We start from the raw sequence: 21,182 nt of genomic DNA, 5'->3' as shown, positions 1-21,182 counted from the left end.
GCTGAATACGAATCGGCGGCCAGCGGTTTATCGGCGAGTGCGGGGCAAAGGGGGAGGAGGGGGCTTCTTATGGTGCGAATCGTCGTTTGGCAACTGGCGGTCATCGGCCAAGGCCTGACGTGCGGCCGCAAGGCGGCTCATGACGGTGCCGATTGGCACCGCCAGCACTTTCGCCGCTTCCCGGTAGGACAGCCCTTCGACATACACCAAAAACAGCGCGTTGCGCTGGGCCGCCGGCAGCCGGTTTACGCGCCGCATCACTTCATTGAGCCAGACTGGCTGTTCACCGTTGTCCGCATCGCCAAGCTCTTCCGCCGCCATGCAGCCTTGCCCCTGGCGAAGATGCTGGGCGCGAACTTCATTGAGCCAGATGGAGTGCAGGATGGAAAACAACCAGCGATCCAGGTGAGAACCGGGGGTGAATTGCGCGGCGCGTTCCAGCGCACGCACGCAGGTCGCCTGCACCAGATCGTCGGCGATATCCCGCCGGTGCGAAAGCACCAGCGCATAGCGCCACAGGCGGGAGAGATAGTGGCCGAGTTCATCGCGTATCGCATCGCCGCTGATAGTCACCTCCGCAGGCGCGTCGGATCAAGATTCCGGGTGGCGGTCGATGGCTGCCGCCAAATCACGGTACTCCTCGCACCCGGTGCCGCACAGCGACTGGATCACCTGCAGCTGTTGGCGAGCCAGGTCGGGCCGCCCTTTCAGCATATAGGCTTCCCCCAGGTACTCGCGCACTTTGGGGTATTTCGGATCGAGGGCGACTGATTTTAAATAATAGCCGATACCCTCATCGGTGCGGCCAAGTTTGCGCGTGGCGTAGCCGCGATAATTCAGTGCGACGGCGGTGTTGGGTTTTTTCAGCGTGTTGAGCATATCGATCGCTTCCTGATAGCGGCCGCTTTTCGCCAGTGCATAGGCATAGTTAGTACGGTCGGCGTCGTCGACTTTGCTGCTTTTATCCACCGTGCAGGTCTGGGTTTTACTGTCATAGACCTGGCCTTTCGGACAGGTCGGCGGGGTTTGGCCGCTGCCGTCGCCGCCCATCGCCAGCGCCCCGCCGGAAAACAGCAGGCAGCCGGCAATGGTCGATGCCAGCAGGCGTTTAATGAAGCTGTTCATGGTTGTGTCCTCAAGGCAGAGGCGCCGTGCGCGCCCGTAATGAGATAACACCTGAACGCGTGAATTTATTCGCCTTACTCCCGCTTATTTACGCCGCCGGCAAGGCGGTTTTCCCAACGGCGCCGATTGTCGTTATAATAGCCGTTTGCGGCCGCGCGCCGTTCGTTGAACCCAGACAGACTCAGGTAGCCAGTAACTCAGCATGACGAAAGACAACCACGCCCCAACCTACGCCGCCAATCGCTTCTCCATCGCGCCAATGCTCGACTGGACCGATCGTCATTGCCGTTACTTCCACCGCCTGCTGACCAAGGAAACGCTGCTGTACACCGAAATGGTGACCACCGGCGCGATCATACACGGCAAGGGTGACTACCTGGCCTACAGCGAAGAAGAGCATCCTGTGGCGCTGCAGCTGGGCGGCAGCGATCCGGTCGCGCTGGCGCACTGCGCCAAACTGGCGGAGCAGCGCGGTTATGACGAGATTAACCTCAACGTCGGCTGTCCGTCCGATCGCGTGCAAAACGGCATGTTCGGCGCCTGCCTGATGGGTCAGGCGACGCTGGTCGCCGACTGCATCAAGGCGATGCGCGACGTCGTATCGATACCGGTGACGGTGAAGACCCGCATCGGCATCGACGATCAGGACAGCTACGCCTTCCTGTGCGACTTTATCCAGACCGTCGCCGGGCGCGGCGAGTGCGACATGTTCACTATCCACGCTCGCAAAGCCTGGCTCTCCGGCCTCAGCCCGAAAGAGAACCGCGAAGTGCCGCCGCTGGACTACCCGCGCGTTTATCAGTTGAAGCGGGATTTCCCGGCGCTGACCATCGCCATCAACGGTGGAGTGAAAACGCTGGAAGAGGCGCAACAGCACCTGCAGCATCTGGACGGCGTGATGATGGGGCGCGAGGCGTACCAGAATCCGGGCATCCTGGCGCGGGTCGACAGCGAACTGTTCGGCGCGCAGACCGCGGTGCCGGACAGCGTGGCGATCGTCGAAGCGCTGTATCCGTATATTGAGCGCGAGCTGTCCAACGGCACCTATCTCGGTCACATCACCCGCCACATCCTCGGTTTGTTCCAGGGTGTGCCGGGCGCGCGCCAGTGGCGTCGCCACCTGAGCGAGAACGCCCACAAGCCGGGCGCCGATGCGCGGGTGGTGGAGCAGGCGCTGGCGTTGGTGCGTCAGCCGCGCGTCGAAATGGCGTAACCCACAAAAAGTTTGACCAACAGTTAGTCTTTTTCGCCAGGCATTCGGCGTATTGCCGGATGTCTTCCCCGTTTTTTCAATAGGTTAGCCCTTCCGCCATTCTGGCACGCTTCTTGTAATCCACTCTGCAGATACGTTGAGTTGCAAAGGAGCAATCATGTTGGAAATCTTCTTTCTCATTGGCTTTGTGGTGATGCTGATGGTGACCGGCATCTCGCTGCTGGGGATCTTCGCTGCGCTGTTGGCGGCGGCGGCGTTCATGCTGTTGGGTGGGTTGTTCGCGGTGGTGATTAAGCTGTTGCCGTGGTTGATTTTGGCGGTGGTTGGGGTATGGATTTACCGTTCGATGCAGAAACCCCAGATCCGGCGTTACTGATTTTTTGCCGAATAATCAGTCAGTCGCGATGAAACTTGCATAACTGCCCGCCACGCTAATGCGGCAGCGATCACAGCTTGGCAGTTTTACCCGGCGATGTGGCACATAAAGCGTGTTTTTTGCCGGACGGGGCTGCTAGGATGTTGGTCGATGCAGTGATGCGACCGATTTCATCACCGTGAGAGACACCTAAAATTCGTGTTGCTGAAGCAACCCCCGGTCTCTGGCGGACTCTGCTCTACCCCTACAAAACGCAGTAACAGAAAGGGCTCCGCAAGGAGCCCTTTTCTTTTGCCGCGATCAGGGGATCAGCAGACTGGAGCCACTGGTGCTGCGGCTTTCCAATACTTGGTGTGCCCGCTGGGCGTCGGCCAGCGCGAATTTCTGCTCGTCTTTCACTTCCACCCGAATGGCGCCGCTGCCGATCAGGGAGAACAGCTCGTTGCTGGCGTACTGCAGCTCGGCGCGGTTGGTGATGTAGCCGTTGAGGGAGGGGCGGGTGACGTACAGCGAGCCCTTCTGATTCAGCAGCGCCAGATCGACGCCGGTCACCGGGCCTGAGGCGTTGCCGAAGCTGACCATCAGGCCGCGCCGCTTCAGGCTGTTGAGCGAGGCCTGCCAGGTGCTTTGCCCCACCGAATCGTACACCACGCCGACCTTCTCGCCGTGCGTCAGCTCGGCCACTCGTTGGGCGATATCTTCTTTATGGTAGTTGATGGTGGCCCAGGCGCCGGCCTGCTTCGCCAGCGCGGCCTTCTCGTCGGAGCCGACGCTGCCGATCAGGCGCGCGCCCAGCGCTTTCGCCCATTGGCAGGCGATAAGGCCGACGCCGCCGGCGGCGGCATGGAACAGAAACACTTCACCCGGTTGCACGTCGTGGGTCTGGCGCAGCAGGTAGTGTACCGTCAGCCCTTTCAGGAAAGAGGCGGCGCCCTGTTCAAAGCTCAGGTTGTGCGGCAGCAGCGCCACTTTTTCTTCCGGCACGTTGTGGATCTCGCTGTAGGCGCCGAGCGCCGATTGCGCATACACCACCCGGTCACCCGGTTTGATCGCGCTGACGCCGGCGCCGACCTTGACCACCACGCCGGCCGCTTCGGTGCCGAGGCCGCTCGGCAGGCTCGCCGGCGCATACAGGCCGCTGCGTACATAGGTATCGATGTAATTGATGCCGATCGCCTTGTTCTCGATCTGCACTTCGCCGGCCGCCGGATCGAGCGGTGTAAAATCAACGTATTGCAAGACTTCCGGCCCGCCGGTGGCGGAGAATTGAATGCGCTTGGCCATGTTCTACCCTCATTTGGTTATCTGAATTCACCCTATGCCTTTTGGCTGCGGAGATCTAGCCTGCCCGTGCGCCGGCCTGTTGCAATTATGCGGCGGAATCGTGCGGAAAAATCACGTATACTCTTGCGTCAGCAGCCTCACCCTCATTCGCAACCGGATAAAGACTACGTTTCATGGCAGGAAAAAAACCAACCAACAAAACAAACGCGGACGAAACCAGAGAGCGTTCCAGAGATCGTCAGATGGAAGGGCTGAAGATGCCGCCGCACTCGCTGGAGGCAGAACAGTCGGTGTTGGGCGGTTTGATGCTGGATAACGAGCGCTGGGACAACGTGGCGGAGCGCGTGGTCGCCAACGACTTCTTCAGCCGCCCGCACCGCCTGATCTTTACCGAGATGCAGCGTCTGCTGGAGATGAGCAAGCCGATCGACCTCATCACCCTGTCCGAATCGCTCGAGCAGAAGGGCGAGCTGGACTCGGTCGGCGGCTTCGCCTACCTGGCTGAGCTGTCGAAAAACACCCCGAGCGCCGCCAACATCGGCGCCTACGCGGACATCGTGCGCGAGCGCGCGGTGGTGCGCGAAATGATCTCGGTGGCTAACGAAATCGCCGACGCCGGCTACGATCCGCAGGGGCGCAGCAGCGAAGACCTGCTCGATCTGGCGGAATCCCGCGTGTTCCAAATCGCCGAGAACCGCGCCAGCAAAGACGAAGGCCCGAAGGGCATCGAGCGCATCCTGGAAGACACCGTGTCGCGCATCGAGCAGCTGTATCAGCAGCCGCACGACGGCGTGACCGGGGTTGATACCGGCTATCAGGACCTCAACAAGAAAACCGCGGGCATGCAAAAGTCCGATCTGATCATCGTCGCCGCCCGTCCTTCGATGGGGAAAACCACCTTCGCCATGAACCTGTGCGAAAACGCCGCGATGACCCAGGAAAAACCGGTGCTGATCTTCAGCCTGGAGATGCCTGGCGAGCAGATCATGATGCGTATGCTGGCGTCGCTGTCGCGCGTGGATCAGACGCGCATCCGTACCGGCCAGCTCGACGACGAGGACTGGGCGCGCATTTCCAGCACCATGGGCATCCTGCTGGAGAAGCGCAACATGTACATCGACGACTCCTCCGGCCTGACGCCGACCGAAGTGCGCTCGCGCGCGCGGCGCATTTTCCGCGAGCACGACGGGCTTAGCCTTATCATGATCGACTACCTGCAGTTGATGCGCGTGCCGGCCCTGTCCGACAACCGTACGCTGGAGATCGCCGAGATTTCGCGCTCGCTGAAGGCGCTGGCGAAAGAGCTGCAGGTGCCGGTGGTGGCGCTGTCGCAGCTGAACCGAAGCCTGGAGCAGCGCGCCGACAAACGCCCGGTCAACTCCGACTTGCGTGAATCCGGCTCTATCGAGCAGGATGCCGACCTGATTATGTTCATCTATCGTGATGAGGTGTATCACGAGAACAGCGATCTGAAAGGGATCGCGGAAATTATTATCGGTAAGCAGCGTAACGGCCCCATCGGCACCGTGCGCCTTACCTTTAACGGCCAGTGGTCGCGTTTCGACAACTACGCGGGGCCACAATACGATGACGAATAATCAGCTAAGGAACTGAAATGAAAGCGGCAACCGCTGTAATCGACCGCCGCGCTCTGCGACATAATCTGCAACAGGTGCGCCGCCAGGCGCCGCAAAGCCGCCTGATTGCCGTTGTGAAAGCAAACGCTTATGGACATGGCCTGCTGGAAACAGCACACACCCTGCAAGACGCCGACTGCTACGGCGTGGCGCGCATCGGCGAGGCGCTGATGCTGCGTTCCGGCGGCATCGTCAAACCGATCCTGCTGCTGGAAGGTTTCTTCTGTGCCGAAGACCTGCCGGTGCTGGTGGCGAACAACATCGAAACCGCGGTGCACTGCATCGAACAGCTCGAAGCGCTGGAGCAGGCCGAACTGGCGCGCCCGGTGCCGGTGTGGATGAAGCTCGATACCGGCATGCATCGGTTGGGGGTGCGTCCCGAACAGGCGGAAGCGTTTTATCAGCGCCTGTGCGCCTGCCGCAACGTGGCGCAGCCGGTCAATATCATGAGCCACTTCAGCCGCGCCGATGAGCCGGAGTCCGACGCCACCCTGAAACAGATCGCCTGCTTCGAGCAGTTCGCGCGCGGCAAACCGGGCCAGCGCTCGGTCGCCGCCTCCGGCGGCACGCTGCTGTGGCCGGACGCCCACAACGAGTGGGTGCGTCCCGGCATCATTCTGTACGGCGTGTCGCCGCTGGATAACGGCAGCGGCGCCGAGCATGGTCTGCAGCCGGCGATGACCCTGAAATCCAGCCTGATCGCGGTGCGCGAGCACAAGGCCGGCGAAGCGGTCGGCTACGGCGGCACCTGGGTAAGTCCGCGCGATACCCGGCTGGGCGTGGTGGCGATGGGATACGGCGACGGTTACCCGCGCAGCGCGCCGACCGGCACGCCGATCCTGATCAACGGCCGTGAAGTGCCGATCGTCGGCCGGGTGTCGATGGACATGATTTCGGTCGATCTCGGGCCGGATGCCGCCGATAAGGTGGGGGATGAAGCGGTGCTGTGGGGGCCGGCATTGCCGGTCGAGCGTATCGCCGCCTGCACCGGCATCAGCGCTTATGAACTGATCACCAAGCTCACGCAGCGCGTGGCGATGGAATACATCGGCGACTGATGCGCCGCAGGGGCCGACGCGCGTCGGCCCCGTTTCTCAGCGCGTTACTTCTTTACCGCCAACCACTTATCGATAACCTTCTGATACTCGCCGGTCGCCTTGGCCAGGTGCAGCCACTGATCCACATACAGTTTCCAACTCAGATCGTCGCGCGGCAGCATGTAAGCCTTCTCGCCGTACTGCATCGGTTTGGTCGGATTCACCGCGCACAGCTTCGGATAGCGCTTTTGTTGGTACAACGCCTCGGAGGCGTCGGTGATCATCACGTCCGCCTTGCGATCCACCAACTGCTGGAAAATGCTCATGTTGTCGTGCGTCAGCGTCAGTTTGGCCTTCGGCAGATAGGCGTGCACGAAGGCTTCATTGGTGCCGCCCGCCGGTTCCAACAGACGCACCGACGGTTTGTTGATCTGTTCTATCGTGCGGTATTTCTTCACGTCGGTGCAGCGCACCAGCGGGATTTTGCCGTCGGTATCCAGCTTGTCGGCGAAGAACACCTGCTTTTGCCGCTCCAGCGTGACGGAGATGCCGCCCATGGCGATGTCGCACTTGCCGCCGACGAAGTCCGGGGTCAGGGTTTTCCAGCTGGTTTTCACCCACTTCACCTTGGCGCCCAGGCTCTTCGCCAGCGATTCCGCCATGTCGATATCGATGCCTTCATAGCCGCCGTCTTCCTTGAGGAAGGTATAGGGCTTGTAGTCGCCGGTGGTGCAGACCTCCAGGGTCTTCTGCTGCAGCACCTTGTCCAGGTGGGATTGCGCACCGGCACCGCCGGCGGCGAGCAGCAGCGCGAGGGGGAGAAGCTTTTTCATCTGGCGTCCTTTTTATACATTCGTGGTTTTATGCGTTACTTCGCCGTTAATTGTCGTTTGCCTGCATGAGTTAGCCGTTTTTTATGCCGCTTACCGGCGAAAACGCCGGGCGTTGCTGCTGTACGCGATTCAAACGCCAGGGTGTGACGTCGGCAACGGTAAAAAAACTGGTAGGCTGTAACGTCAACATTTATTAAAACAGTTTACAGGTGGCTATGTACAACATTGACGATTTTGATATGAAAATCCTGACGCTGTTACAGGCCAACGGCCGTCTGACCAATCAGGAACTGAGCGAGTTGGTGGGGCTTTCCGCTTCCCAGTGCTCACGGCGGCGCATCAGCCTGGAGCAGGCGCAGCTGATCCGCGGTTACCACGCGCGGCTGGCGCCGGAGGCGGTCGGCCTGGGGCTGGTGGGGCTGATCGAAGTCAGCCTGATCACGCACGCGCAGGAGCAGATCGACAGCTTTCATCAGATGCTGGAGGACGTGGACGCGATCCTCGACGCTTACAAGACCACCGGCGACGCCGATTACCTGCTGAAAGTGGCGGTGGCTGACCTGCCGGCGCTGAGCGAATTCATCAGCCAGACGCTGTCGCCGCACAAAAGCGTGGCGCATATCAAAACGGCGGTGGTGCTCAATCGCATCAAGGAAAACGGTTTGTTGCCGGTGACGAGATAAAGCTAAAACCGAATGCGCTTTTCCGTCTATATTAGGAACGTAACGCTGTGCCCAAACCACAATAAACCAGGAGAAAAACCCCGTGTTCCAGAACGTTGACGCCTATGCCGGCGATCCCATTCTGTCGCTGATGGAAAAATTCAAACAAGACCCGCGTGCGCACAAGGTGAACCTGAGTATCGGCCTGTACTACGATGCGCAGGGCATCATTCCGCAGATGCGGGCGGTCGCTGCGGCGGAAGCGCAGTTGAACAGCGTCGAGCACGGCGCCTCGGTATACCTGCCGATGGAAGGGCTGCAACCCTACCGTTCCGCCATTCAGCAGTTGCTGTTCGGCGCGCAGCACCCGATGCTGCAGCAGGGGCGCATCGCCACCATTCAGACCGTCGGCGGTTCCGGCGCGTTGAAAGTGGGCGCCGACTTCCTGAAAACCTATTTCCCGGATTCGCAGGTGTGGGTCAGCGATCCGACCTGGGAAAACCACGTCGCCATCTTCAGCGGCGCCGGTTTCAAAGTGAATACCTACCCGTATTTCGACAGCGAAAGCCTGGGCGTGAAGTTCGACGCCATGCTCGCTGCGCTGAAACAGCTGCCGAAGCACAGCATCGCGCTGCTGCACCCGTGCTGCCACAACCCGACCGGTTCCGACCTGACCCCCGCCCAGTGGGATGAGGTGGTCAAGGTGATCGCCGAGCGTGAAATCATTCCATTCCTCGATATCGCCTATCAGGGCTTCGGCGGCGGCATGGAGCAAGACGCCTACGCCATTCGCGCCATCGCGGCGGCCGGCCTGCCGTGCCTGGTGAGCAACTCGTTCTCGAAGATTTTCTCGCTGTACGGCGAGCGCGTCGGCGGCCTGTCGGTGGTGTGCGAAAGCGAAGAGGCGGCCGGGCGCGTGCTGGGCCAGCTGAAGGCCACCGTGCGCCGCAACTACTCAAGCCCGCCAAACTTCGGCGCGCAGCTGGTGGCCAAGGTGCTGAACGACGCCCAGCTCAAAACCCAGTGGCTGGACGAAGTGGAGAGCATGCGCACCCGCATTCTCGAAATGCGTCACGCGCTGGTGGACACCCTGAAGAGCGCGCTGCCGCAGCGCAACTTTGACTACCTGTTGGCGCAGCGCGGTATGTTCAGCTACACCGGCTTCAGCGCGGCGCAGGTCGATCGCTTGCGTGAAGAGTTCGGCGTCTACCTGATCCACAGCGGCCGCATGTGCGTGGCCGGCCTGAACCACAACAACGTGCGTCAGGTGGCCGAGGCGTTTGCCGCGGTGCAGTAACGCCTGTTAGTCTGAACGGACGTTCATCGGGAGCGATAGCGATATCGCTCCTTTTTTATTGCCGGCGCGCCGCCGAAGTTGCCGCAAACCGGAGAGAGAATATACTGATTGAGGGGCGCTCACTCATGTGGCATCAGCAAACGCTAATCCTCAGCGCAAAAGCGCGTGGCTTTCATCTGGTTACCGACGAGATCACCAACCAGTTAACCCACTTACACCGCCTGCAAACCGGCTTGCTGCATCTGTTGCTGCAGCACACCTCGGCCTCGCTGACGCTCAACGAGAACTGCGATCCCACGGTGCGAGCCGATATGGAGCAGCATTTCCTGCGTCAGGTGCCGGAAAACGCACCCTATCAGCATGACTACGAAGGGCCGGACGACATGCCGGCGCACATCAAATCCTCGCTGCTGGGCGCTTCCTTGACGCTGCCCGTCAGGCATGGGCGGCTGATGTTGGGCACATGGCAGGGCATCTGGCTGGGGGAGCACCGCATCCACGGCGGAGCACGCCGTATTGTGGCCACATTACAGGGGGAATAACCCAATGAATAACAGCGCATTGCTGGAGTACTGCATGGCGAAGCCGGGCGCGGAGCAGAGCGACCAGAACCAGTGGCAGGCCAGCCAGCTCAAGGTGGGCGACGTGATGTTCGCCATGGTGTGCGAGATCGAAGGGCGGCCGGCGCTGGCGGTCAAGTCCAGCCCGGAGCTGGCGGAAAGCCTGCGTGAACACCATCCGGAGATCGTCGCCTGCGACGGACTGAACAAGGCGCACTGGAATACGGTGTTTCTCGACGGCAACCTGCCGAACTCGCAGTTTTACACGCTGATCGACAGCTCCTATCAGCTGGTGGTGGAAGGCCTGCCCGAACACGTGCGCCAGGAACTGCGCGCCTGATAGCCGGGCGGCGGCCCTCGTTTTTCTCCTGTTTTCCCGTGTTAAATCGTGATCGCGGTTTTAAATTGGGAACGTTCCCTTTTTGTCGCCGGGCAAAAGCGGCTACGCTTGGGCATTCAAGAAACGCGGATAAGATTAAGGAGGCCGACATGGCCATGAGCGAAGAAAAGCGCAAGATGATCGCCGGGGAACTGTACGACGCCGGCGACGACCTGCTGCGCAGCGAACGTCGGCACGCGCGCCAGTTGACGCATCGCTATAACCACTCCTCGCCGGAAGAGGGTGAGCTGCGCAAACAGTGGCTGGGTGAGCTGCTGGGCGGCTATCAGGGCGGCACCATCGAGCCGACCTTCCGCTGCGACTACGGCTATAACATTTATCTCGGCAAGAACTTCTACGCCAATTTCGACTGCGTGATCCTCGACGTGTGCGAAGTGCATATCGGCGACAACTGCCTGCTGGCGCCGGGCGTGCATATTTACACCGCGACCCATCCGCTGGACGCCGAGACCCGCGTCGGCGGCGCGGAGTTCGGTAAGACTGTCAGGATTGGTGACAATGTGTGGATCGGCGGGCGCGCGGTGATCAATCCGGGGGTGACCATCGGCGATAATGCGGTCGTGGCCTCCGGCGCGGTAGTGACCAAAGACGTGCCGGCCAACTGCGTGGTGGGCGGCAACCCGGCCAGGGTCATCAAGCAGCTATAAAAAAACGGGCGCCGCCGGGCGCCCGCCGTCATCAGGCTCGCAGCGAGTCGATATCCACCACGAAGCGGTACTTCACGTCGCTTTTCAGCATGCGCTCATAGGCCTCATTAATTTGCTGCATCGGGATCAGCTCGATATCGGACGTGATGCCGTGTTGGCCGCAGAAGTCCAGCATCTCTTGCGTTTCCGCGATGCCACCGATCAGCGAACCGGCGATGCGGCGGCGCTTCATGATCAGGTTGAACACCTGCGGTGACGGATGATCGTGCTCCGGTGCGCCGACCAGCGTCAGGGTGCCGTCGCGGCGCAGCAAGTTGAGGAACGGGTTCAGATCGTGCTGAGCTGCTACCGTGTTGAGGATGAAGTCGAAGCTATTAACGTGCTGCGCCATCTCATCCGGGTTGCGCGAAATCACCACTTCATGGGCGCCGAGGCGCTTGGCGTCTTCGATTTTCGACGGCGAGGTGGTGAACAGCACCACGTGCGCGCCCATCGCCCGCGCCAGTTTGACGCCCATGTGCCCCAGCCCGCCGAGGCCGACGATGCCGACCTTTTTGCCTGGCCCCGCGCCCCACTGGCGCAGCGGCGAATAGGTGGTGATGCCGGCGCACAGCAGCGGCGCGACCCCGGCCGGATCGAGGTTTTCCGGCACGCGCAGCACGAAGTCCTGATCCACCACCAGATTGGTGGAGTAGCCGCCGTAGGTTACGGCGCCGGTGTGGCGATCCTGGCCGTTATAGGTGCCGGTAAAGCCATTCTCGCAATACTGTTCCAGCCCCTCATCGCAGCTCGGGCAGCTGCGGCAGGAATCCACCATGCAACCGACGCCGACCAGATCGCCGACCCGGTAACGCGAGACATGGTCGCCGACGGCGCTAACGCGGCCGACGATTTCGTGGCCCGGCACCACCGGGTAAATCGTATTGCTCCATTCATTGCGCGCCTGGTGCAGATCCGAGTGGCAGACGCCGCAGAACAACACCTGAATTTGCACATCGTGGTCGCGCAGGGCGCGCGGCTGGTAATCGAAAGGCACCAGCGCAGACTTCGCGTCATGTGCGGCATAGGCATGGGTAATGTTCATGGTCGCTCCAGTTATCAATGTATGGGGGACAACGTTTGACCGGCAGCGAAGTGCCGGCGAGACGCGGCCTGAATCAGACAGGGCGGCCGCCGAGGGAACATTGATGATAAAAGCGGTGAGTGCGGAGGGAAATGCCTGAAAATGTCGAAATCTTGCCCGTTTCTGTTTGATTGCGGGGAAACGGGTCAGCGTGCGGACCGCCTGAGCGACGGCCCGCACGCCGGCGGCATTACTGGTTCAACAGCGGCTTCAGGAAGCGTGCGGTGTGCGATTTCTCACAATCGGCCACCGTTTCCGGCGTGCCGGCGACCAGGATCTCGCCGCCGCCGCTGCCGCCTTCCGGCCCCAGATCGACGATCCAGTCGGCGGTCTTGATCACATCCAGGTTATGCTCGATGACCACGATGGTATTGCCCTGATCGCGCAACTGATGCAGCACCGCTAACAGCTGTTGGATATCGGCGAAGTGCAGACCGGTGGTCGGTTCGTCGAGGATATACAGCGTTTGGCCAGTGCCGCGCTTCGACAGTTCGCGCGCCAGCTTGACGCGCTGCGCTTCACCGCCGGAGAGCGTGGTGGCCGACTGGCCGAGGCGGATGTAGGACAGGCCGACATCCATCAGGGTCTGCAGCTTGCGCGCCAGCGCCGGCACCGCGTCGAAGAAATCGCGCGCTTCTTCGATGGTCATCTCCAGCACTTCGTGGATGCTCTTGCCCTTGTACTTCACTTCCAGCGTTTCGCGGTTATAACGCTTGCCCTTGCACTGGTCGCACGGCACGTAGATGTCCGGCAGGAAGTGCATCTCGACCTTGATCACCCCGTCGCCCTGGCAGGCTTCACAGCGTCCGCCCTTGACGTTGAAGCTGAAGCGGCCCGGCGTGTAACCGCGGCTGCGCGATTCCGGCACGCCGGCGAACAGCTCGCGCACCGGGGTGAAGATGCCGGTGTAGGTGGCCGGGTTGGAGCGCGGCGTGCGGCCGATCGGGCTCTGATCGATGTCGATCACCTTGTCGAAATGTTCCAGGCCGGTCACTTCGCGGAACGGCGCCGGTTCGGCGATGGTGGCGCCGTTGAGCTGGCGCTGGGCGATCGGGAACAGCGTATCGTTGATCAGCGTCGATTTGCCGGAACCGGAAACGCCGGTGATGCAGGTAAACAGACCGACCGGCAGCGTCAGCGTCACGTCCTTCAGGTTGTTGCCGCGCGCGCCGCTCAGCTTCAGCACCTTGGTCGGATCGGCCTGCACGCGCTGCGCGGGGATGGCGATCTCGCGCTTGCCGCTGAGGAACTGGCCGGTCAGCGATTCCGGCTGCGCCATGATGTCGTCGACGGTGCCTTCCGCCACCACCTGGCCGCCGTGTACGCCGGCGCCGGGGCCGATGTCGATCACGTGATCGGCGGCGCGGATGGCGTCTTCGTCATGCTCCACCACGATCACCGTGTTGCCGAGGTTGCGCAGGTGGATCAGCGTTTCCAGCAGGCGCTCGTTGTCGCGCTGGTGCAGGCCGATCGACGGCTCATCCAGCACGTACATCACGCCCACCAGGCCGGCGCCGATCTGGCTGGCCAAACGGATTCGCTGCGCTTCGCCGCCGGAGAGCGTCTCCGCCGAGCGAGACAGTGACAGGTAGTTCAGGCCGACGTTCACCAGGAATTTCAGGCGGTCACCGATCTCTTTCAGCACTTTCTCGGCGATCTTGGCGCGTTGGCCGCTGAGCTTCATGTTCTGGAAGAAGGTCATCGCATGGCCGATGCTCAGATCGGAGATCTCCGGCAGCGTGGTGTCTTCGACGAACACGTTGCGTGCTTCTTCACGCAGGCGAGTGCCGTGGCACGAGGCGCAAGGGCGGTTGCTGATGAACTTCGCCAGCTCTTCGCGCACCGCGCTGGACTCGGTCTCTTTATAGCGGCGCTCCATGTTGTGCAGCACGCCTTCGAACGGATGGCGGCGCACGGTGGTGTCACCGCGATCGTTGATGTATTTGAATTCTATAGACTCTTTGCCGGAGCCGCTCAGCACCGCCTTCTGCACGTTGGCGCTCAGGGTGTTGAATGGCGCTTCGACGTCGAACTCATAGTGCTCCGCCAGCGAGCGCAGCATCTGGAAATAGTAGAAGTTGCGGCGATCCCAGCCGCGGATCGCGCCGCCGGCCAGCGACAGCTCGGGGTTTTGCACCACGCGATCCGGATCGAAGAACTGCTGCACGCCCAGGCCGTCGCAGGTCGGGCAGGCGCCGGCCGGGTTGTTGAAGGAAAACAGGCGCGGTTCCAGCTCGCGCATGCTGTAGCCGCAGATCGGGCAGGCGAAGTTGGCGGAGAACAGCAGCTCGTCCGCTTTTTCGTCGTCCATGTCCGCCACCACCGCGGTGCCGCCGGACAGCTCCAGCGCGGTTTCGAACGACTCGGCCAGGCGCTGCGCCATGTCGTCGCGCACCTTGAAACGGTCGACCACCACTTCGATGGTGTGTTTCTTCTGCAGCTCCAGCTTCGGCGGATCGGACAGATCGCACACTTCGCCGTCGATGCGCGCGCGGATATAGCCCTGGGCGGCCAGGTTTTCCAACGTTTTGGTGTGCTCGCCCTTGCGGTCTTTCACCACCGGCGCCAGCAGCATCAGGCGCTTGCCTTCCGGCTGGCTCAGCACGTTATCGACCATTTGGCTGACGGTTTGCGCCGCCAGCGGCACATGGTGGTCCGGGCAGCGCGGCTCGCCGACGCGGGCGAACAGCAGGCGCAGGTAGTCGTGGATCTCGGTAATGGTGCCGACCGTGGATCGCGGGTTGTGCGAGGTGGATTTCTGCTCGATGGAGATCGCCGGCGACAGGCCTTCGATATGATCGACGTCCGGTTTTTCCATCAGCGACAGGAACTGGCGCGCATAGGCGGAGAGTGATTCGACATAGCGCCGCTGCCCTTCGGCGTACAGCGTATCGAAAGCCAGCGAAGACTTGCCGGAACCGGACAGGCCGGTGACGACGATCAGTTTGTCACGCGGGATGATCAGGTTGATGTTTTTCAGATTATGGGTTCGAGCACCACGAACTTCGATATTGTCCATTTACACTTCCCGTCTTGATGATACACCGCGCCTGTCGCGATTTTTGCGGGGGATTTTGTGATGGATCTCGCAAAAAACCGGCACAGCCTGGTCGAAACGCATAATTATGACACAAAAAAACCTGAATGAATATCCAGTATGCGAATGCAACAAGGCCGATCGAAAAGACAATTCTGGAATGCAATTCGCACTTATCAACACGGGTGTGGTTTCGCACTCAGCGTGGTAAACTGACGCGTTTATACTGTGTAGAAATCAATCATCGGGAGAAGTGCTCATGGCCAGCAGAGGCGTAAACAAAGTAATTCTGGTCGGGAATCTGGGTCAGGATCCAGAAGTCCGTTACATGCCGAACGGCGGCGCAGTGGCCAACATTACCCTGGCGACCTCCGAAAGCTGGCGTGACAAGGCGACCGGCGAACAGAAAGAGAAGACCGAATGGCACCGCGTCGTGCTGTTCGGCAAACTGGCCGAAGTGGCGGGCGAATACCTGCGTAAAGGCTCTCAGGTCTACATCGAAGGCTCCCTGCAGACCCGTAAATGGCAGGATCAGAGCGGCCAGGATCGCTACACCACCGAGATCGTGGTTAACGTCGGCGGCACCATGCAGATGCTGGGCGGCCGTCAGGGCGGCGGCGCACCGGCAGGTCAATCTGCCGGCGGCCAGGGCGGTTGGGGCCAGCCTCAGCAGCCACAGGGCGGCAACCAGTTCAGCGGCGGCCAGCAGCAGTCTCGCCCGGCGCAGAACAGCGCACCGGCGACCAGCAACGAACCACCAATGGATTTCGACGACGATATTCCGTTCTAAGCCTGGCGACAGCGCTAAAAAAAACCCCGCTCAGGCGGGGTTTTTTGTGCTCGTTAGCCGCTGATTTTCTGCGGCGGTGTCGCCAATCAGTAAATTGCTACCGGGTTGATGTTGACCTGGGTTGAACCGACATACAGCGGTTGCCCCAGTACGAACAGGAATTCCCAGGTTTTCGTGCGCACCAGTGGGCGGCTGTCGATCAGCTCCAGGTTATAGACGCCGCGTTTGGCCAGCAGGTACTGGTTGACCGGGAACTCTTCGTCATTTTTCGGGTTAGGGTAAACTTCGGAGGCCCAGGTATCACCGCCGAAGGCCACGATGCCTTGGTCGGCCAACCATTTCGCCGCTTCCATGCCGATGCCCGGTTCAACTTCCAGGAACTTTTTATTGTCTTTGCCAATCAGCTCCAGCCAGCCGGTATTGAACAAGACAACGTCGCCTTTGCGTAAACTGATGCCCTGCTTTTTAAGCACCGCTTGAATATCCGCAACGGAAAATTCGGTGCCGCCCGGAACGATCGCTTTATTATAATAAGCCGTCATATCGAGCACGACGCCGCGTGTGACCATGGGCGGCACTTTTTCCACGCCCAATTTTTTCACGCCATCTACGGTGACGAAGTCCGCCGCCTTATTGCCGTTATAATAAACGTTGTCGATGCCGATATGGCCAATGCCATTCAACTGGGTGCCGACGCCGGTCCAGGCATTCACCAATTCATCATTAAAGGTGAATTTATTTGGGCCAAGCGTTTTACCGTCCTGCTGACCAGGCTGAATATTATATAAGCGGAAGCTGCGGTGGCGGAACGCCGGGAAATCTTTATCGACGGGCACCGCCAATGGCAATGTCTTGCCTTGTTTTACCAACTGCACAGACTGTAATACGACCTCTGGCGTGAGCAGGTTGGCTGCGCCGATTTCGTCTTTTGCGCCGTAAACGGAAGGATACCAGTCTGACGACTGCGCGGCGGATTCTGCGGCGTGCGCGGGCACTGCGGCCAGCAAGGGCAGCAAGAGGGAGAGGCGATACAATGATTTCATCAGTGACTCATCCTTATAACGGAGTATTGCAGGGTGAATGAAAATGAGCCTCCGGAAATTGGCGGCGTGAGGCCGCCGAATAATAACCGGTGGAGAAAGAGGCTCATTTTTAGTACGCGGGTGCTTTAGCGTAATGCTTTATAACGCGTGGTGAATAACCACCCGACGATGACTTCCTTATGCGGAAATAAATAACGCCGTGCGAGCGGCGTCATTGGTATTATTTTTTCAGCTCTGCACTCATGGTGACGAAATTGCCCATGTAGGCGCTGGTGATTTTGTAGCCGCTTGCGCCGGCCTCTTGCGCTTTTTTAGCGATGAGGGCTTCGGTGGAGTCCAGCGTTCTGCCGGTTGCGGTCACGCTTTCTGCCGCGGCGTTAAACGACAGCATGGAAAACAGAGCGAGTGAAATAACGGTGGTCATGGTTTTCATATCTTTATCATGTGTTCGAAGGTTCGAAAAATAAGGGTGTCCGGTACGACACGATGGAGCGAAGGATAAAGACGTCGGCCTGGTGAATAAATAACAGAATCGTCAATAAACTATTCCATTTTTGCGCATAAACTAATTCTATTATTGTCTTTCAAGGCCGAATATGCCGTGCGAGGTGAGAAGCGGTCGTCGGGGAGCGAATGAAAAAAAAGCCCCTTGCGGGGCTTTGAGCGCTACGCCGAGAAGCCGCCGTCGATGCTCAGACTGGCGCCGGTGATATAACCCGCCTGCGGGCCCGCCAGGTAGGAGACGAAACCGGCGATTTCTTCATCTTTGCCGTAACGGCCGATCGCCATCAGCTGCTTGAGCTGATCGGCGAACTCGCCGGCGTCCGGGTTCATTTCGGTGTCCACCGGGCCGGGCTGCACGTTATTGACGGTGATGCCGCGTGGGCCGAGATCGCGCGCCATGCCCTTGGTCAACCCGACCAGCGCCGATTTGCTCATCGCGTACACCGCCGCGCCGCCGAACGGCACGCGCTCGGCGTTGGTGCTGCCGATGTGGATGATACGGCCGCCGTCGTTCATGTGGCGCGCCGCCTCCTGGCTGGCGACGAATACGCTGCGTACGTTGACCGCCAGCATGCGATCCAGGTCGTCCAGCGCCAGTTCCTCGGTGCCGCCCAGCGTAAATACCCCGGCGTTGTTCACCAGAATATCCAGGTTGCCGAAGTGACTCACCGCTTGGCGAACCGCCTGCTGCAGCGCCGCAGCATCGGCGCTGTCGGCCTTGATGGCGAGGGCTTTGCCGCCGGCGGCGGTAACGGCGCTCGCCACCGCTTCGGCGCGATCGGCTGAGGCGGCGTAGGTAAAGGCGACGGCGGCGCCCTCGCTCGCCAAGCGTTTAACGATGGCGGCGCCGATGCCGCGGGAACCGCCCTGAACGAATGCGACTTTGCCTTGCAGTGGGAGTGCTGTGGTCATGTTATTTCTCCAGAGTGGATGAGGGTAAAGTGTCGGCATTCAGTATCGGAGATCGCTTGCACGGCCACTAGCCACAAAGAGCTATAATCAGTTAAAACCATTAGTTTAAAATCCATAAGGAAAAAGCATGCTGGGACATCTGGAGTGCTTCGTCAGCAGCGCGGAAAACGGCAGTTTCTCCGCCGCCGGCCGCAAGCTGGGCCTCAGCCCGGCGGCGGTGAGCAAGAATGTCACCCGGCTGGAAGCGGTGGTTGGCGTGCGGCTGTTTCAGCGCAATACCCGCAAGCTGATCCTCACCGAGGCGGGGGAGCGTTTTCTCGGCGAGGTGAGCGGCGGATTGCAATCGATCCAGTGCGCATTGAAAGGGCTGAGCAGCGGCGGCGGCGCGGCGGCCGGCGGGCTGAAGGTCAGTATGGGTACCGCCTTTGGTCTGCACTTCGTATTGCCGATGTTGCCGGACTTTCTGGCGCGTTATCCGGCAATCGTGCCGGACTGGCATTTCGACAACCGCCAGGTCGATCTGATCGGTGAGCACTTCGATGCTGCATTGGGCGGCGGCATCGAATTGGCGCAGGGCATCATCGCGCGCGAGCTGGCGCCCGCGCATGGCGTATTGGTCGCTTCGGCAGAATACTTGCGGCAGCGGCCGCCGTTGACGGAGCCGGAGCAACTGGCGCAACACGCCGGGATTTTCATCCGTTCGCCGCAGACCGGGCGCATTCGCCACCAGCCGCTGCGAAATGCCCAGAATGAGCAGCGTGCGCCGGGGATGACGGTCAGCATGACGGTCAATGAACCGGAAGCGGCGGCGCGGGCGGCGGAAATGGGATTGGGCATCGCGCTGATCGGCATGCCGAATGCGGCGCCTTATCTGGAAAGCGGCCGTCTGATGCGGGTTTTGCCGGGCTGGTATGTCGATCGCGGCAGCGTGTATCTCTATTTTCCCACCACCAAATTCTTACCGACCAAAACCCGGGTGTTCGTCGATTTCATCACCGAACAGTTCCGCCTGCAGAAGTTGGCGGCGCGCTTTGACGCCCGCTAAAACGAGAAAAGCCCCTTGCGGGGCTTCTTTCTTCCGTCGGTTGGCTGTCCGACGATCAGTTGAAGATTTCTGCGGTGCCGTACAGTTTGTTCTGACCACCGGCGGCGACGATGCGGTAGGCGCTGGCGCCCGAAGCGGCGGCTTTGCTGGCCAGTTCGCTTTCCAGCGCGCTCAGGTTAGCGGCGCCGCTCACGGTGACGACGCCGATCTTCTGGGCGTCTGCAGCAGGTTGACTGGAAGGCAGGTCAGCGGCGAAGGTAGCGAAAGAAGCGGTAGCCAGCAGCGCAGCGGTAGCAAAAATTTTGACGTTTTTCATGATGCGTTCCTCAGAGTGTTTGTTAGGTGAGAGCCTGTTGTCTCTCGATGTGTTAAATACTAGTGCACCGGATGTGAATAAAAAATCGGAGAGTTTTGAGTATCTCTGTCAAATAAATTGATTGTTTTTCATCCGCTGGCGCGGGGTAAAAATCGCCACTACCCTTTACAGACGATCCTTAACCGGAGAAGCGTCATGACGATAAGCGCGTTTATCGGCAGTTGGGCGTTGGTGTCGTCGGTGTTCAAAAACCAGAACGGCGAGCTGAATTACCCGCTGGGCGAGCAGGTGTTGGGGCGCATCCACTATGAGGCCAACGGCACGATGGCGGCGCAGCTTTACAGCGCCGTGCGGCCGCGTTTCGCCGCCGCCGATTTGGCGCAGGGGTCTGAGCGGGAGATCCGCGCCGCCTTCATCAATATGATTTGCTACTTTGGCCACTATCAGGTGGAAGAAAGCGAGCAGCGGGTGGTGCATCAGGTCGAAGGCTGTTCGTTCCCCAACTGGGTAGGCAGCCGTCAGGTGCGTTTTTACGCCTTTAACGCCGATCGGCTGACGTTGCGCACGGTGCCGCTGCAGCTCGGCAACGGCGTGCAGGTTGGCGAACTGGTGTGGCAGCGGACAGGGGCTTCGTCATGATCATCGTTCATCATCTCAATCACTCGCGGTCGCAGCGCATTCTGTGGTTTCTGGAAGAGCTGGGCGTGCCTTATCAGGTGCAGCGCTACGAGCGCGATCCGCAGACCATGCTGGCGCCGCCGGCGCTGAAAAAGATCCACCCGCTGGGCAAATCGCCGGTGATCGTCGATGGCGATCTGACGCTGGCGGAATCCGGCGCCATTATCGAATACTTGCAGGAAGCCTACGACGCACAGGGCATGTTTATGCCAACCGACTTCCACGCGCGTCAGCAATACCGCTACTGGCTGCACTACGCCGAAGGATCGCTGATGCCGCTGTTGGTGATGAAGCTGGTGTTCAGCCGTCTCGGCCAGCCGCCGATCCCCTGGCTGCTGCGGCCGGTGGCCGGCGCGATCGGCAAAGGCGTGCAGCGGGAATACCTCGACAAGCAGATCGCGCCGCACTGCGAATACCTCGAACAGCACCTGAATAAGGGCAGCTGGTTCGTTGGCAACGACTTCAGCGCAGCGGATATTCAGATGAGCTTCCCGCTGGAGGCGATGGCGGCGCGCGGCGCGTTGGATGATTGCCCGAAACTGCGCGGTTTCCTGCAGCGCATTCACGCCCGGCCCGCCTACCAGAGGGCATTGGAGCAGGGCGGCCCTTACGACCTGCTGAGTTAAGCGGATGGGCTATACTCGATGGGGTCATTCTTCATCG

At 60.5% G+C, this 21,182-nt stretch carries 23 protein-coding genes; 13 read left to right on the top strand and 10 right to left on the bottom strand.

Going from position 1 to position 21,182, the window contains the following annotated elements; all coding sequences use genetic code 11:
* Positions 1 to 27: 27 nt before the first annotated feature.
* The gene (locus tag IT763_RS21005; RefSeq protein ID WP_049299929.1) at positions 28 to 573 is read right to left on the bottom strand and encodes an RNA polymerase sigma factor; all 546 of its coding nucleotides are present in this window, start codon (positions 571 to 573) and stop codon (positions 28 to 30) included.
* Between the two features lie 18 nt (positions 574 to 591).
* Complete coding sequence (locus IT763_RS21000; protein WP_197758810.1) at positions 592 to 1,125, bottom strand: tetratricopeptide repeat protein; 534 nt, start codon at positions 1,123 to 1,125, stop codon at positions 592 to 594.
* A gap of 202 nt (positions 1,126 to 1,327) precedes the next feature.
* On the opposite strand from IT763_RS21000, the gene dusA reads away from it, so the two are divergent.
* Both dusA and pspG read left to right on the top strand, forming a co-directional pair.
* Entirely contained in the window at positions 1,328 to 2,338 is a 1,011-nt protein-coding gene (gene dusA, locus IT763_RS20995; protein WP_016930271.1) for a tRNA dihydrouridine(20/20a) synthase DusA, read from the top strand.
* A 157-nt stretch (positions 2,339 to 2,495) separates the two neighbouring features.
* The gene (gene pspG / locus IT763_RS20990) at positions 2,496 to 2,714 is read left to right on the top strand and encodes an envelope stress response protein PspG (protein WP_016930270.1); all 219 of its coding nucleotides are present in this window, start codon (positions 2,496 to 2,498) and stop codon (positions 2,712 to 2,714) included.
* Between the two features lie 300 nt (positions 2,715 to 3,014).
* Here the strand turns inward: pspG and IT763_RS20985 are convergent, their stop codons facing one another.
* Complete coding sequence (locus IT763_RS20985; RefSeq protein WP_049299928.1) at positions 3,015 to 3,998, bottom strand: quinone oxidoreductase; 984 nt, start codon at positions 3,996 to 3,998, stop codon at positions 3,015 to 3,017.
* A gap of 173 nt (positions 3,999 to 4,171) precedes the next feature.
* Between IT763_RS20985 and dnaB the strand changes: the two genes are divergently transcribed.
* Positions 4,172 to 5,596, top strand: a complete 1,425-nt coding sequence (gene dnaB, locus IT763_RS20980; protein ID WP_025160134.1) for a replicative DNA helicase — start codon at positions 4,172 to 4,174, stop codon at positions 5,594 to 5,596.
* 17 nt (positions 5,597 to 5,613) lie between these two features.
* Positions 5,614 to 6,693 carry an alanine racemase gene (alr, locus tag IT763_RS20975; RefSeq protein WP_016930268.1) on the top strand — a complete coding sequence of 360 codons (1,080 nt, stop codon included), beginning with the start codon at positions 5,614 to 5,616 and terminating at the stop codon, positions 6,691 to 6,693.
* A gap of 44 nt (positions 6,694 to 6,737) precedes the next feature.
* Here alr and IT763_RS20970 read toward each other — a convergent pair whose 3' ends face one another.
* Positions 6,738 to 7,505, bottom strand: coding sequence for a transporter substrate-binding domain-containing protein (locus tag IT763_RS20970; protein WP_016930267.1), 768 nt, complete (start codon positions 7,503 to 7,505; stop codon positions 6,738 to 6,740).
* Positions 7,506 to 7,720: 215 nt separating this feature from the next.
* Here IT763_RS20970 and IT763_RS20965 point away from each other — a divergent pair, with 215 nt between their 5' ends.
* From IT763_RS20965 to maa, 5 genes are all read left to right on the top strand, one after another.
* Positions 7,721 to 8,188 (top strand): Lrp/AsnC family transcriptional regulator, encoded by a 468-nt coding sequence (locus tag IT763_RS20965; protein ID WP_016930266.1) that lies wholly within the window; start codon positions 7,721 to 7,723, stop codon positions 8,186 to 8,188.
* A gap of 82 nt (positions 8,189 to 8,270) precedes the next feature.
* Positions 8,271 to 9,464 (top strand): amino acid aminotransferase, encoded by a 1,194-nt coding sequence (locus IT763_RS20960; RefSeq protein ID WP_016930265.1) that lies wholly within the window; start codon positions 8,271 to 8,273, stop codon positions 9,462 to 9,464.
* A 125-nt stretch (positions 9,465 to 9,589) separates the two neighbouring features.
* Positions 9,590 to 10,006 carry a secondary thiamine-phosphate synthase enzyme YjbQ gene (locus tag IT763_RS20955; protein ID WP_016930264.1) on the top strand — a complete coding sequence of 139 codons (417 nt, stop codon included), beginning with the start codon at positions 9,590 to 9,592 and terminating at the stop codon, positions 10,004 to 10,006.
* A 4-nt stretch (positions 10,007 to 10,010) separates the two neighbouring features.
* On the top strand, positions 10,011 to 10,364 hold the full coding sequence (locus tag IT763_RS20950) for an MmcQ/YjbR family DNA-binding protein (RefSeq protein WP_206194977.1): 354 nt from the start codon (positions 10,011 to 10,013) through the stop codon (positions 10,362 to 10,364).
* Between the two features lie 149 nt (positions 10,365 to 10,513).
* On the top strand, positions 10,514 to 11,071 hold the full coding sequence (maa, locus tag IT763_RS20945) for a maltose O-acetyltransferase (RefSeq protein ID WP_049299927.1): 558 nt from the start codon (positions 10,514 to 10,516) through the stop codon (positions 11,069 to 11,071).
* A gap of 31 nt (positions 11,072 to 11,102) precedes the next feature.
* Here the strand turns inward: maa and IT763_RS20940 are convergent, their stop codons facing one another.
* Both IT763_RS20940 and uvrA read right to left on the bottom strand, forming a co-directional pair.
* Positions 11,103 to 12,155, bottom strand: coding sequence for an NAD(P)-dependent alcohol dehydrogenase (locus IT763_RS20940; RefSeq protein ID WP_016930261.1), 1,053 nt, complete (start codon positions 12,153 to 12,155; stop codon positions 11,103 to 11,105).
* 229 nt (positions 12,156 to 12,384) lie between these two features.
* Positions 12,385 to 15,213, bottom strand: a complete 2,829-nt coding sequence (gene uvrA / locus IT763_RS20935) for an excinuclease ABC subunit UvrA (protein ID WP_015379213.1) — start codon at positions 15,211 to 15,213, stop codon at positions 12,385 to 12,387.
* A 277-nt stretch (positions 15,214 to 15,490) separates the two neighbouring features.
* On the opposite strand from uvrA, the gene ssb1 reads away from it, so the two are divergent.
* Positions 15,491 to 16,021 carry a single-stranded DNA-binding protein SSB1 gene (gene ssb1 / locus IT763_RS20930; protein ID WP_004936793.1) on the top strand — a complete coding sequence of 177 codons (531 nt, stop codon included), beginning with the start codon at positions 15,491 to 15,493 and terminating at the stop codon, positions 16,019 to 16,021.
* Positions 16,022 to 16,107: 86 nt separating this feature from the next.
* Here the strand turns inward: ssb1 and IT763_RS20925 are convergent, their stop codons facing one another.
* The 3 genes from IT763_RS20925 to IT763_RS20915 form a co-directional block, all read right to left on the bottom strand.
* On the bottom strand, positions 16,108 to 17,064 hold the full coding sequence (locus IT763_RS20925; RefSeq protein ID WP_015379212.1) for a cyclase family protein: 957 nt from the start codon (positions 17,062 to 17,064) through the stop codon (positions 16,108 to 16,110).
* Between the two features lie 220 nt (positions 17,065 to 17,284).
* Positions 17,285 to 17,497, bottom strand: coding sequence for a DUF1471 domain-containing protein (locus tag IT763_RS20920; RefSeq protein ID WP_004936800.1), 213 nt, complete (start codon positions 17,495 to 17,497; stop codon positions 17,285 to 17,287).
* Positions 17,498 to 17,730: 233 nt separating this feature from the next.
* Positions 17,731 to 18,480, bottom strand: a complete 750-nt coding sequence (locus IT763_RS20915) for a 3-oxoacyl-ACP reductase family protein (RefSeq protein ID WP_143778449.1) — start codon at positions 18,478 to 18,480, stop codon at positions 17,731 to 17,733.
* Between the two features lie 127 nt (positions 18,481 to 18,607).
* Here IT763_RS20915 and IT763_RS20910 point away from each other — a divergent pair, with 127 nt between their 5' ends.
* Positions 18,608 to 19,525 carry a LysR family transcriptional regulator gene (locus tag IT763_RS20910; protein ID WP_143778450.1) on the top strand — a complete coding sequence of 306 codons (918 nt, stop codon included), beginning with the start codon at positions 18,608 to 18,610 and terminating at the stop codon, positions 19,523 to 19,525.
* Positions 19,526 to 19,580: 55 nt separating this feature from the next.
* Here the strand turns inward: IT763_RS20910 and IT763_RS20905 are convergent, their stop codons facing one another.
* Positions 19,581 to 19,841, bottom strand: a complete 261-nt coding sequence (locus IT763_RS20905) for a YdgH/BhsA/McbA-like domain containing protein (protein ID WP_004936809.1) — start codon at positions 19,839 to 19,841, stop codon at positions 19,581 to 19,583.
* A gap of 195 nt (positions 19,842 to 20,036) precedes the next feature.
* On the opposite strand from IT763_RS20905, the gene IT763_RS20900 reads away from it, so the two are divergent.
* Positions 20,037 to 20,480 carry a lipocalin-like domain-containing protein gene (locus tag IT763_RS20900; protein WP_049299921.1) on the top strand — a complete coding sequence of 148 codons (444 nt, stop codon included), beginning with the start codon at positions 20,037 to 20,039 and terminating at the stop codon, positions 20,478 to 20,480.
* Positions 20,477 to 21,145, top strand: coding sequence for a glutathione S-transferase family protein (locus IT763_RS20895; RefSeq protein WP_016930257.1), 669 nt, complete (start codon positions 20,477 to 20,479; stop codon positions 21,143 to 21,145). Before IT763_RS20900 ends, IT763_RS20895 begins: the two co-directional genes overlap by 4 nt.
* Positions 21,146 to 21,182: the final 37 nt, after the last annotated feature.

It is taken from the genome of Serratia sp. CMO1 (assembly GCF_015689115.1).
GTDB lineage: Bacteria > Pseudomonadota > Gammaproteobacteria > Enterobacterales > Enterobacteriaceae > Serratia > Serratia marcescens.
The sequence above is the reverse complement of the archived record's forward strand: the minus strand, read 5'-3'. Positions and strand labels throughout refer to the sequence as shown.

Coding starts and splice junctions, on each gene's coding strand:
- IT763_RS20925 (WP_015379212.1), bottom strand. CDS start 17,064: ATGAAATCATTGTATCGCCTCTCCCTCTTGCTGCCCTTGCTGGCCGCA.
- IT763_RS20940 (WP_016930261.1), bottom strand. CDS start 12,155: ATGAACATTACCCATGCCTATGCCGCACATGACGCGAAGTCTGCGCTG.
- maa (WP_049299927.1), top strand. CDS start 10,514: ATGGCCATGAGCGAAGAAAAGCGCAAGATGATCGCCGGGGAACTGTAC.
- ssb1 (WP_004936793.1), top strand. CDS start 15,491: ATGGCCAGCAGAGGCGTAAACAAAGTAATTCTGGTCGGGAATCTGGGT.
- IT763_RS21000 (WP_197758810.1), bottom strand. CDS start 1,125: ATGAACAGCTTCATTAAACGCCTGCTGGCATCGACCATTGCCGGCTGC.
- IT763_RS20950 (WP_206194977.1), top strand. CDS start 10,011: ATGAATAACAGCGCATTGCTGGAGTACTGCATGGCGAAGCCGGGCGCG.
- IT763_RS20900 (WP_049299921.1), top strand. CDS start 20,037: ATGACGATAAGCGCGTTTATCGGCAGTTGGGCGTTGGTGTCGTCGGTG.
- dnaB (WP_025160134.1), top strand. CDS start 4,172: ATGGCAGGAAAAAAACCAACCAACAAAACAAACGCGGACGAAACCAGA.
- dusA (WP_016930271.1), top strand. CDS start 1,328: ATGACGAAAGACAACCACGCCCCAACCTACGCCGCCAATCGCTTCTCC.
- uvrA (WP_015379213.1), bottom strand. CDS start 15,213: ATGGACAATATCGAAGTTCGTGGTGCTCGAACCCATAATCTGAAAAAC.
- IT763_RS20985 (WP_049299928.1), bottom strand. CDS start 3,998: ATGGCCAAGCGCATTCAATTCTCCGCCACCGGCGGGCCGGAAGTCTTG.
- IT763_RS20965 (WP_016930266.1), top strand. CDS start 7,721: ATGTACAACATTGACGATTTTGATATGAAAATCCTGACGCTGTTACAG.
- IT763_RS20920 (WP_004936800.1), bottom strand. CDS start 17,497: ATGAAAACCATGACCACCGTTATTTCACTCGCTCTGTTTTCCATGCTG.
- alr (WP_016930268.1), top strand. CDS start 5,614: ATGAAAGCGGCAACCGCTGTAATCGACCGCCGCGCTCTGCGACATAAT.
- IT763_RS20970 (WP_016930267.1), bottom strand. CDS start 7,505: ATGAAAAAGCTTCTCCCCCTCGCGCTGCTGCTCGCCGCCGGCGGTGCC.
- IT763_RS20915 (WP_143778449.1), bottom strand. CDS start 18,480: ATGACCACAGCACTCCCACTGCAAGGCAAAGTCGCATTCGTTCAGGGC.
- IT763_RS20905 (WP_004936809.1), bottom strand. CDS start 19,841: ATGAAAAACGTCAAAATTTTTGCTACCGCTGCGCTGCTGGCTACCGCT.
- pspG (WP_016930270.1), top strand. CDS start 2,496: ATGTTGGAAATCTTCTTTCTCATTGGCTTTGTGGTGATGCTGATGGTG.
- IT763_RS20895 (WP_016930257.1), top strand. CDS start 20,477: ATGATCATCGTTCATCATCTCAATCACTCGCGGTCGCAGCGCATTCTG.
- IT763_RS20955 (WP_016930264.1), top strand. CDS start 9,590: ATGTGGCATCAGCAAACGCTAATCCTCAGCGCAAAAGCGCGTGGCTTT.
- IT763_RS20910 (WP_143778450.1), top strand. CDS start 18,608: ATGCTGGGACATCTGGAGTGCTTCGTCAGCAGCGCGGAAAACGGCAGT.